Source organism: Paraburkholderia sp. Ac-20347 (genome assembly GCF_017104805.1).
Classification (GTDB): Bacteria; Pseudomonadota; Gammaproteobacteria; order Burkholderiales; family Burkholderiaceae; genus Paraburkholderia; species Paraburkholderia tropica.
Window position 1 is genome coordinate 20,538 of the sequence record NZ_JAAGPN010000090.1, and the last position, 11,894, is coordinate 32,431.

Annotated in this window: 7 protein-coding genes; 6 read left to right on the plus strand and 1 reads right to left on the minus strand. The window is 64.8% G+C overall.

Annotated elements, in window-relative coordinates:
* Positions 1 to 2,295, minus strand: a complete 2,295-nt coding sequence (gene metE / locus G3N97_RS18325; protein ID WP_205994507.1) for a 5-methyltetrahydropteroyltriglutamate--homocysteine S-methyltransferase — start codon at positions 2,293 to 2,295, stop codon at positions 1 to 3.
* A gap of 574 nt (positions 2,296 to 2,869) precedes the next feature.
* On the opposite strand from metE, the gene G3N97_RS18330 reads away from it, so the two are divergent.
* The 6 genes from G3N97_RS18330 to G3N97_RS18355 form a co-directional block, all read left to right on the plus strand.
* The gene (locus G3N97_RS18330; RefSeq protein WP_205994508.1) at positions 2,870 to 4,276 is read left to right on the plus strand and encodes a class I SAM-dependent methyltransferase; all 1,407 of its coding nucleotides are present in this window, start codon (positions 2,870 to 2,872) and stop codon (positions 4,274 to 4,276) included.
* A 1-nt stretch (position 4,277) separates the two neighbouring features.
* Positions 4,278 to 5,615, plus strand: coding sequence for an ATP-binding protein (locus G3N97_RS18335; RefSeq protein WP_205994509.1), 1,338 nt, complete (start codon positions 4,278 to 4,280; stop codon positions 5,613 to 5,615).
* 7 nt (positions 5,616 to 5,622) lie between these two features.
* On the plus strand, positions 5,623 to 6,027 hold the full coding sequence (locus G3N97_RS18340) for a response regulator (RefSeq protein ID WP_205994510.1): 405 nt from the start codon (positions 5,623 to 5,625) through the stop codon (positions 6,025 to 6,027).
* Between the two features lie 25 nt (positions 6,028 to 6,052).
* Positions 6,053 to 7,114 carry a response regulator gene (locus G3N97_RS18345; protein ID WP_205994511.1) on the plus strand — a complete coding sequence of 354 codons (1,062 nt, stop codon included), beginning with the start codon at positions 6,053 to 6,055 and terminating at the stop codon, positions 7,112 to 7,114.
* Between the two features lie 494 nt (positions 7,115 to 7,608).
* Positions 7,609 to 11,013, plus strand: a complete 3,405-nt coding sequence (locus G3N97_RS18350) for an autotransporter domain-containing protein (protein ID WP_205994512.1) — start codon at positions 7,609 to 7,611, stop codon at positions 11,011 to 11,013.
* A gap of 125 nt (positions 11,014 to 11,138) precedes the next feature.
* The coding region (locus G3N97_RS18355; RefSeq protein ID WP_205994513.1) for a tetratricopeptide repeat protein at positions 11,139 to 11,894 on the plus strand (756 nt) is incomplete at its 3' end.

Below are 11,894 nucleotides of genomic sequence, written 5' to 3' on the forward strand. Positions count from 1 at the left end.
TTATCGCGCCTGGCTGCGCAACGTCTTCGCGGCCGCCACCATGTTGGTGAGCGCCGGAATCACCTCGGCCCACTGACGCGTCTTCAGCCCGCAATCCGGATTGACCCACAGACGCTGCGCCGGAATGCGCTCGGCCGCCTTCTGCATCAGCTGCACGATATGCTCCTGCGTTGGGATATTCGGCGAGTGAATGTCGTACACGCCCGGGCCGATCTCGTTCGGATACTTGAAGTGGTCGAACGCGTCGAGCAGTTCCATATCCGAGCGCGAGGTCTCGATCGTGATGACGTCGGCATCCATATCGGCGATCGACGCGATGATGTCGTTGAACTCCGAATAGCACATATGCGTGTGGATCTGCGTGTCGTCGCTCACGCCGTTCGCCGTGATGCGGAACGATTCCACCGCCCAGCGCAGATACTCGCCCCACTGCGCGCGACGCAGCGGCAGACCTTCACGCAGCGCGGCCTCGTCGATCTGGATCACGCGCACGCCCGCCTTTTCGAGGTCGAGCACTTCTTCGCGGATCGCGAGCGCGAGCTGGTAGCACGACACCGAACGCGGCTGGTCGTCGCGCACGAAGGACCAGTTGAGGATCGTCACCGGGCCGGTCAGCATGCCCTTCATCGGCTTGTTCGTGAGCGATTGCGCGTAGGCGATCCACTCGACCGTCATGGCCTTCGGGCGGCTGATGTCGCCGAACAGAATGGGCGGCTTCACGCAGCGCGAGCCATACGACTGCACCCAGCCAAACTCGCTGAACGCGTAGCCGTCGAGCTGTTCGCCGAAGTATTCGACCATGTCGTTGCGTTCGGCTTCGCCGTGCACGAGCACGTCCAGACCGAGCTTTTCCTGCTCGCGCACGCTGCGTTCGATCTCGGCGCGCATCGCGGCCTGATAGCCCGCATGATCGAGCGCGCCGCGCTTGTACTGGCTGCGCGCCTGGCGGATCTCGGCGGTCTGTGGAAACGAGCCGATCGTGGTGGTCGGATACGCGGGCAGATTCAGCAGCGCGGCCTGCTTCGCGGCGCGCTCGGCGTAGGCGTGCTGACGATGACCGAGCTTCGCGTCGATACGCGCAATCGCGGCTTTCACGGCCGGATTGTGCACGCGCGGCGAACGGCGGCGCGCCTCGATCGCGGCGGCGTTCGCGGCGAGTTCGGCGGCCACGGCGTCGCGGCCTGCGTTGAGCGCCGTCGCCAGCACCTGCACTTCATCGAGCTTTTGCAGCGCGAACGCGAGCCACGAGCGGATGTCGGCGTCGAGCTTGATCTCGCTCGCGAGATCGACCGGCACATGCAGCAGCGAGCACGAAGGCGCGATCCACAGACGCTCGCCCAGTTCCCGCGCGAGCGGCGCGAGCCAGTCGAGCGTGGCGTTCAGGTCGGTCTTCCAGATGTTGCGGCCGTTGATCGCGCCGACCGACAGCACGCGCGTGGCAGGCAGTTTCTGCGCGGCCAGCGCCACTTCCTCGCGCGCGTTGATCGCATCGATATGCAGGCCGTCGACGGGCAGGCCGCACGCGAGATCGAGATTCTCCCTGAGCTCGCCGAAGTACGTCGCCAGCAGCAGCTTCACGCTGCGCTCCTCGAAGCCTTCGTAGGCGTGCACGAACGCCTCGCGCCACGCCGGCTCCAGTTCGGTGACGAGAATCGGCTCGTCGATCTGCACCCACTCCACGCCCACCGCGTTGAAATGACTCAGCAGCGCGCGATACACCGCCATCAGACGCGGCAGCAGCGCGAGCTTGTCGGAGTCGTCCTTCGCCTTGCCGAGCCACAGATACGTGAGCGGCCCGATGATCACCGGCTTGGCCTTCACGCCCTGCGCCTGCGCTTCTTTCAGCTGCGCCGAGAGACGCGAGAAGTCGAGATTGAACTGCGTCTGCGCCGTGAATTCAGGGACGATGTAGTGGTAGTTCGTGTCGAACCACTTCGTCATTTCGCCGGCCGCCACGCCGCCGCAGCAGCCCGCGTGCTCTTGCGCGCCTGCCGCCGAACGGCCGCGCGCCACGCGGAAGTAGTTGTCGAGCGCGTCGCCGTGAAAGCCCTGCACGCGTTCCGGCAGGTTGCCGAGCGTGAAGCTCATGTCGAGCACCTGATCGTAGAACGCGAAGTCGCCGACCGGCGCGAGATCGAGCGCGCGCTGATGGGCCCAGTGGCGCGCGCGCAGTTCGGCGCCGAGCGCCGTCAGTTCGTCGCGCGAGCTTTCGCCTTTCCAGTAGCGCTCGAGGCCGAATTTGAGTTCGCGTTTCGCGCCGATGCGCGGGAAGCCGAGGTTGTGTGTCGTGACCATGTGCGCTGCCTTCCGTTAAAAAAGGTTCCAGGATGGCAGCGATCATAGGGCTTTCCGTCGATGAATAAAAATGGTGTTATTTCATCGATTGATTAGATATTTTCATTTACCTTGAATTGTCTGCTCGCCGCGCGCGATTAGCCGAACTCATTCGTCGAATGCAATCATCGAACGCATGCGCGCATCGAATGCGCATCGAATGCACACGCGTCTGCACGCGTTCGCGCAAGCCTTCCGTCGCACTCGCGCAGGACGACAGCAATCCTTTTTTATCAGTAGAATGCTGCAAACGCGCCGGTGTCTTTTGTTTCGAAACCGGCTTGCGGAGTGCATATCGAGGGAGCATGCCGACCCGCTTTCAGGACGCCATTCAGGACCACAAGGCGAGCGGAGTCGAACCATGCGCGCGGGGGCCGTCGCGATATGACGCGGATAAGTCAAATGCATAGCCTGTCGCGCTTGTCCCGCGCTTGTCACGCGCAATGGGCCGGCTGATTGCATCGGCGCATCGCGTATCGGGGATCGCACGCGCGCCCAGATCCATTTCTTGTGGTACTTACCTAGCCGCAATACCGTGTATTCCAAAACACAAATCGATCCGGTAGTGAGCTTCCGCAACTCGCAGGGCGAGCAGGTGCGGGGCACGATCATCAATCTCCAGCGCAAGTCCCTGGTGATGGAGGTCTATAACCCGTACTCGATCGTCCAGGTCAGCGAGGTGCTGAGCGAGCTGTCGGTCAAGATGGGTACGGAGCACGCTTATTCGGGCAAGGCGGTCGTCATCAGCATGGTCAATACCGGGCTGACCGCGATCGTCTCGGTCACGCTGATCGACGAGTGGCGCGAACTGAGCGGCGGCGTGCTCGAAGCGCGCGCGGTGGGCGACGAAGCGCGCCGCTTCGCGCAGGAATGGGCCGAGCGTTTCCAGATCCGCCGCGATTATCAGATCGCCGTCAATCAGCTGCGCGCGTTCCTCACCGACATGTCGCGCTGGGTCGAGCAGGCCGATCTCGCCGACACGCTGCCGAAAGAGGGCAAAAGCCTGCGCGAGGACTTCTTCCTCGAACTCGCCTCGCCGCTGATGCAGCGGACCAAAATCTATTTCGACGAATTCGAAGGCGAAGCGCGCCAAGTGGACGAAGAACTCGCGCCCGCGCATCGCGCGTTCGCTCAGGCCGCGCTCCATCCGCTGCTGCTGCGTTCGCCCTTCGTGTTCCGCACCTTCACGAAGCCGCTCGGTTATGCGGGCGACTATCAGATGGTCAACCAGATGCTCGACGATCCGCGCCAGGGTCCGAGCACGTATTTCCAGATCGTCAACGCGGCCTTCCTGCAAACGGCCGTGGCGCGCGCACACCGCAACCGCATCGACCTGCTGGTCGATTACCTCACGCGTCTCGCCAACGCGGCGCGCGCCGCGCAGCGGCCGTTTCGCGTGCTGAACGTGGGCTGCGGTCCCGCGCAGGAAATCCAGCGCTTCATTCAGGAATACGACGAGCCGCAATGGCTGACCTTCGAGCTGCTCGACTTCAGCCAGGAGACGCTCGACTGGACGCGCAACCGGCTCGGCTCGCTCGCGCAGTCGGCGGGCAAGCCCATGATGATCAGCTACACGCACGACTCGGTGCATCATCTGCTCAAGCGCCGCATGGACGAGCACGCGCCCGACGCGCGCATTTTCGACGCGGTCTATTGCGCCGGTCTGTTCGACTATCTCTCGGACAAGGTCTGCGCGCGCCTGAATCAGTATTTCGCGAGCCGCACGCGTGCGGGCGGCCGTCTGCTCGTCACCAACGTGCACGCCGACAACCCCGAGCGCCTGAGCATGGAGCACGTGCTCGAGTGGTATCTGATCTACCGGAACGAGGCCCAGATGAACGCCATCATGCCGGAGCACAGCGGCGAGCCGCGCCTCTATACCGACCCGACCGGCGTGAACGTATTCGCCGAAGTCGTGATCGGCCTGCCCCCCGCCGCCTGACATGACGTCCTCTCAGGTGGGCCTGCAATCGACCTATCGTGAAGAGCTGCGCGACTACCGGCTGCTGTGCAGCAAGGCGGGCGGCCTCACGGTGATCGCGCTCGTGCTGATGGGCATGGCGCTGGATTACGTCGTGTATCCGGGTCAGCAGAAAACCTTCGCGCTCGTGCGCGTGGCGACCAGCGTGGCGATCGGCCTCGCCCTGCTCTCGCTCTACACGCGGACGGGGCGGCGGCACGTGCAGGTCATCACCTTCTGCTGGCTGCTGCTGCCGCAGATCATGATTTCGTGGATGATCTACGCCACGCTCGGCGAGGGCTCGCTGTTCTACGCCGGCCTCATGCTGACCATCTTCGCGGTGGGCATCCTGTTTCCCTCGGGCGCGTGGCAGACGCTCGCGTTCGGGCTCGCCACGGTCACGCTCTATTACCTCGCCTGCGTCGCGCATGCGGGCGGCATTCAGGACGCGAGCAAGTTCGAGTTTCAGCTCATCATCATCTTCTTCTGCGCGCTCGCCAGTTCCATCTACACGTACTTCAACGAGAAGGGCCGCTTCCAGCTCTTTCGCCTCAAGGACGAAGTCGCGCACAAGAACGACCAGCTCGCGCGCACCAACGAGAATCTCGCGCAGATCAAGGGCCAGTTGTTGCAGCAGGAGAAGATGGCGGCGATCGGCACCTTGTCGGCGGGGCTGCTTCATGAAGTCAACAACCCCGTGAACTTCTGCCTGATGGCGATCGAGATCGCCATGGAAGAACCGGAGGTCAAGCACAGCGCGTCGCTGCAGGAATGCCTGATGGACGTGAAGCAGGGCATGCATCGCATCCAGCACATCGTTTCCGATCTCAAGACCTTCGCTTACCGCAAGCCCGGCGCGGCCGCCGACGACGTGCCCTTCCTGTTCGAGAAGGCGCTCGATTCGTCGATCCGGCTCAGCGCGCACGAACTGCGCGGCGTGACGCTCACGCGCGAGTTGCCCGCCGACACGCTGGTGCTCGGCGACGAAGGCGCCATCATCGGCGTGCTCATCAATCTGTTTTCCAATGCGGCGCTGGCCATGCACAAGGCCGGCACCGCTTCCCCGCAGGTCCACGTGAGCGCGCACTGGCGCGACGAGCGGCTGCACGTGAACGTGCGCGACAACGGCCCCGGCATCGCCGCCGAGCATCTCGCGCGCGTGTTCGAACCGTTCTTCACCACGCGCGAAGTCGGCCAGGGTCTCGGCCTTGGGCTGTCGATCAGCTATGCGGTGATCGAGCGGCACGGCGGCACGCTGTTCGCGGAGAGCCAGCTCGGCGAGTGGACCGCGTTCAATTTCGATTTGCCCCGTGTGGAGTGAGGCCGACATGAGCGACACCCAGCAAGTCCGGCCAACCGTCGTCTATGTCGACGACGAGGAGCTGGCCCGCAAATATTTCGCGCGCTCGGCGGGCAGCGCCTACGAGGTCCTGCTCGCCGAAAGCGCCGACGACGCCCTCGCGCTCCTGAGCCGCGAAGGCGCGCGCGTCTCGGTGCTCATCACCGACTTCCGCATGCCCGGCCCACATGGCGACGCGCTGCTGAAGCAGATCGCGCAGACCTATCCGCAGATCGTGCGGATACTCGTGACCGCTTATGCCGACAAGGACGCGCTGCTCAACGCGCTCGCGTCCGGCGACGTGTTCCGCATTCTCGAGAAGCCGCTCAGCGTGAGCATGGTCCGCGAGGTGCTGGCCGCCGCCACGGCGCGCCCGCCGTCGGCCCCCAATTAAAGAATCGAATGCACAGGAGTGACTCATGAGCGACACGACGGCCAGCCCGATGACGCCAACGCCAACGCCGCCACCGCCGGCGATTCTGTTCGTCGACGACGAAGCGACCGCAGTCAAATATTTCGAGCGCGCGATCGGCGCGATCGCGCCGGTGGTGACGGCCGGTTCGGTGCAGGAAGGCAAGGCGCGCCTCGACGCGCACGCCGCCAGCCTCGCCGTGCTGGTCTCCGATCAGCGCATGCCGGGCGAACAGGGCAATGAGCTGCTGCGTTACGCGCGCGAGCGTTATCCGCACATCGTGCGCATCCTGACGACGGCGTATTCGGAACTCGACCAGACCGTCGAGGCCGTCAATCAAGGGCAGATTCATCGCTACATCAAGAAGCCGTGGGACATCACCGCGCTGCGCATGGAGATGAAACAGGCGCTCGAACTCGCGGGGCTGCGCAAGGAACGCGATCAGCTCGTGCGCGAAAAACTCGGCGTGATGCAGACGCAGACCGTGGCCACGCGGCTCGGCATCGTGCAGACGCTGTGCGCGAGCCTGATCGGCCCGGGGCGCTTTCAGCCGGTGGAAACCTATCTCGCAGGCGCCGATCTCGCGGGCACGCGCAACGTGGAGCCGGACTGGCAGCGCATGGATTACGCCGATCTCGTGCGCGCCGAAAGCGAAGACAGCGGCCGCTTCGGTCACGCGGTCGCCACGCGCCTCGCGGCGCTGCGCGCGCAACACGCTCAACATCCGGAACGCGGCGCGGCCGATGCGCTGACGGTGTTCGCCGAATCACTCGGCGACGCCGTACGCGGCAGCGGCGATTCGCTGATCTGGGCGACGCCGCATACGTTGAGCGAATTTCTTACGCGACCGGTTGGGCAGACCGTCTCGGCGGGCCATGCTGCGTGGCTCGCCTGCCTGCTGTGGCTCGAGGAAGCGGGCGGCGCGCTGCAGTTCGGCCGCGACGCGGACACGATTCTTTGTCGCGCGGCCGCGCGCAATGAAGGTTTCGCCCCCGATCGCCTCGCGGTGTGGATCGAGCGGTTTTCGGAACGCGCCTTCGAGCAGATGAGGGAAACGGCGCGGGGTTAAGCGCACGTTGAGCATGGCGAGCACGCGCTGCAATGGCGTTGTGCTTGCCGTTTATCGCGCTCTTTTTGTCTCTCCGATCAATACCCCGTTTTTTAAAACACCTCATTTTCCACCGATATTCACCGAATTAACCACGAGGTAAATCGGCAATAATTCCCCTCTCCGAAAATCGCGCAAACGTTTAACCGACGCATTTCCTCCTGCGATTTTCTCCGGCATTACTCCGCCCCCATCAAATCCCGCTCACGCCCGCCCCACCAGGCTCACAGCGATTTGCACGTCGAATTCATCCCGCCCCTTTTTAAAATAACGCGCGCAAACCTTTGCGTAAGATTACGAAATGAAAAACCCAATATTTCGACTAAGTTAATACTTAATTTCTGTTTCTTAACGCCGATAAACCCGCTGGCGGACAGGAGACCAGTTCCGCCTCGCTCCGGTCGTTTTCGTCGCGCCCGGTACGAGCGCTATGGAAAAGACGGGGAAATCGAACGATGAATCAGGCATACAACGTAGTCTGGAATGCGAGCCAGGGGACGTGGCAAGCGGTATCAGAACTCGCAAAGCGGCAGGGGCCGCGCTCCGTGTCGGTCGGCACGACGACGCGCGTGGCAGTCAGCGTGTGGCGTCCGGCGCTCAGCGCGCTGTCGCTCGCGGTATCCGCGCTGGCCATCATGGCGCCGACCGGCGCGTACGCAGCCAGTCCCGTGGGCGCGAGCTACAGCAGCGGCGACCCGACGGTCGACGCGGGCACGACGGTGAGCGGCACCTCCACCGGCATCGAAACCAGCGGCAGCATTGGCACGCTCACCAACAACGGCACGATCACCGGCACGTTGTACGCGATCAACAATGCTGTGGACAGCTCGATCACGTCGCTCATCAACGCCGGTACGCTCTCGGGCAACTATGGGGTGTGGAACCGCGGCACCATCGGCACGATCGACAACCAGTCGGTCATCACCGCCAACAACAACTCGGGCATCTACAACAATGCCGGCTCGATCACGTCGATCGTGAACGAAGCCACCGCGGTCATCACCGCGCACAACACCGGCATTCGCAACACCGGCACGATCGACACGATCAGCAACGCCGGCACGATCAACGGCCTCAGCTTCGCCGCGATCGACAACTCGCCCGGCACCATCGGCTCGATCAGCAACACGGGGCTGATGGAAGGCGAAACGTATGGCATCTACAACGGCAGCGTCACGAGTTCGATCGGCACGATCGACAACAGCGGCACCATCGCCGGCACGCTGAGCAGCGGCTCCTTCGGCATCTACAACATCGGCACGATCGGCACGATCGAGAACAGCGGCGCGATCTCCGGCTACGCCGCCGTGCTGAACGGCACCGGCGCGACGATCGACTCGATCAACAATACCGCGCTGATCGGCGGCAGCGAGTTCGGCATCGACAACCAGGGCACCATCGGCACGCTCACCAACAGCGGCACGATCTCCGGCGCGAACACCAACGGCGGCTACGGCATCTACGACATCGGCTCGATCGGCACGATCGACAACAGCGGCACGATCTCCGGCTATTTCGGCCTCTACGCCAGCGCCAACCACGCGATCGACTCGATCAGCAACAGCGGCTCGATCGACGGCGCTTACTACGGCGTCTACAACGACGGCACGATCGGCACGATCAGCAACAGCGGCACGATCTCCGCCACGCTGGCGATCGTCAACAGCCTGGGCACGATCGACTCGATCAGCAACACCAACCTGATCAGCGGCGGCAACGACGGCCTCTACAACGGCGGCACGATTGGCACGATCAGCAACAGCGGCACGCTCTCGGCCACCTACGCCGCCATCGACGCCGCGAGCGGCGGCACGATCACCTCGCTCGTGAACAGCGGCACGATCGTCGGCACCAACAGCGCCATCATCAATTACGGCACGATTGATTCGCTCGACAACACGGGCCACATCGGCGACGCGGCCGCCATCTACAACAACGGCACGATCGGCACGCTCACCAACAGCGGCACGATCACCGGCAACGGCTACGCGATCTCCAACGACACGAACGGGACGATCGGTTCGATCGTGAACTCGGGCGTCATCGCCGGCGACATCAACAACGCCGCGAGCACCGCGCTCACCATCAGCGGCGGCACCGGCACGATCTTCGGCACGCTGACGGGTTACAACGGCACGGTCGGCACGATCTCAAGCTCCGCCTCGGACCTCGTGTTCGATTCGGGCAACCTGCTGCTCAACGACACGGTCAACGTCGGCACCAACACGGTGTACAACAACAGCGCGACGCTCGAAGTCGACAGCGTCACGACCATCACCGGCAACTACTCGCAGGGTCAGGCGGCCACGCTGCTGATCGGCGTGACGAGCGGCGCGACCGCCACCGGCAGCCTCACCGACACCGGCTATGGCCGTCTCGTCGTCTCGGGCAACGCCACCATCGCCTCGGGTTCGTCGGTCGAGCTCAAGAGCACGACGGGCGGCTACAGCTTCGTCGCGGGCCAGCGCTTCGTGGTGGTCGACGCCACCGGCACCGGCACCTATAACGAAGGCACGCTGACCTACTCGATCGCGGGCGTCACCGCCACGCTGACCGGCACCTCGGTGACCACCACCAACGGCCACACCGACCTCGTCGTAACGGTCGACAGCGTCGGCACCACCACGTCGACCGGCGACGGTTCGTCGAGCGGCAGCGGTTCTTCGAGCGGTAGCGGTTCATCGAGCGGCAGCGGCTCGTCCAGCACCTCGACCACCGACTACACCAAGGTCGCCACGCAGCCCAACGCCTCGCACGCGATCTCGGGCCTGCTCGGCTATAGCGGCGTGAGCAACGCCGCGCTGCTGAATCTGTACGACGCGACGCTCGCTTCGCTCGCCTCGGGTTCGAGCGGCACGGCCAACCAGATCGGCAAGCAGCTCGGACCGCTGCAGACTCAGTACGCGGGGTCGGCAGCCACGCTCGACGCGGTCGGCGTCGTCGGCGCGCACATCGACGCGCTGCGTATCGCGCACTCGTCGGGCGCCACCGGCCTTTCGACCGGCGACAGCCCCACGCACTGGACCGCCTGGGGCCAGGCATTCGGCGGCCACGCGAGCCAGGGCGAGCGTGACAACACCGACGGCTACAGCGCGAACTACGGCGGCCTGCTGCTCGGCGCCGACCGTAACTTCGGCGACAACTGGCGCGTCGGCGGCGCGTTCGACTACTCGCACACGGCGATCAACTTCACCGGCAGCGAGTCGGGCGACAGCGCCGACGTCAACGCCTACGGCCTGATCGGCTACGCGAGCTACACCGGTTCGCCGTGGTACGTGAACCTCTCGGGCGCGGCCACGCTGCAGCACTTCGACACCACGCGCGCCGTGACGATGACGGGCTACAGCGGCGTCGCCAACGGCAGCTTCAGCGGCCAGCAGTACGTGGCGCGCGCGGAAACGGGCTGGCCGCTCGCGGTCGCGGGCATGACGCTCACGCCGCTCGCGAGCCTCACGTACAGCTACCTGAACGAAGCGGGCTACACTGAAACCGGCGGCAACGGTTCGGCGCTGACGATCGGCGGCGAGCATTCGAGCTCGGTGCGCAGCGCACTGGGCGCGAAGCTCGAGAAGTCGTTCGGCACCTCGTACGGCGAACTCGTGCCCGAACTGCGCGTGCAGTGGGTTCACGACTACAATCGCACGCGTCAGACGACCAGCGCGAGCTTCGCCGCCGACCCGACGGGCGCCACTGCGTTCACGACGCTCGCCGCCACGCCGCTGTCGAATCTCGCGGATGTGTCGATCGGCGTGACGCTCGTGCGCGCGAACAACATGAGCGTGTCGGCGCGTTACGAGTTGCAGGCGGGTTCCGGGTTCCTGTCGAACACCGGCATCCTGCGTCTGCAACAGCGTTTCTGATGTCGCTTCATGAGCTTCTGATGTAACGGAAGCCGCACGGTCTGCCTGCCGCACCGCCCACACGGGGCGCGGCAGGCGGCCGCAAGTTTCAACCCGGCCCGCTGGGCCACGAATTCGAACACCGCATGCCGGATTCCAACGCTTCTCCGACCCTGACTTTCGCCGAAGCGCTCACGCGCGCCTACGCCCACTGGAACGCGGGGCAAGCCGCTCAGGCCGAACAGCTCTGCCAGCGCGTGCTGGCCGTGTCGCCGGGGCAATCCGACGCGCTGCATCTGCTGGGCCTCATGGCGCACGCCTACGGCAATCTCGACCTCGCGATCGAACATCTGCAAGGCGCCTGCCGCGCGCCGCAGGCGAGCGCGGTGTGCCACGCGAATCTCGCGGAAATGTGCCGTCAGCGCGGCCGTCTCGTCGAAGCCGAAGCAGCCGCGCGCCGCGCCGTCGCGCTCGACGGCGAACTGGTCGCCGCCTGGAACAATCTCGGCATCGTGCTGCAGGAAACGGGCCAGTTCGACGAGAGCCGGCGCTGTCTCGAGCGCGTGGTCGCGCTCCAGCCCGACTCGGCCGAAGCCCACAACAATCTCGGCAACACCTGGCGCAGGCTGGCCCGTTTCGATCTGGCCGAAGCCTGCTACCGCGAAGCGCTCGCCTGCAAGCCGTCGTTCGCGTCGGCGCACAGCAATCTCGCGTTCCTGCTCTCGACCCAGGGACGTCTCGACGAGGCCGCCAGCGAAGCCCGTCTCGCGATCGATCTCGACCCGCGTCTGATCGACGCCTACCTCAATCTCGCCGATGTCGAAAGCGCGCGCCTCGACGCCGCCGCCGCGCTGCGCGCGCTCGACATGCTCGCCGCGTTCGCGCCGCGCCATCCGGGCGCG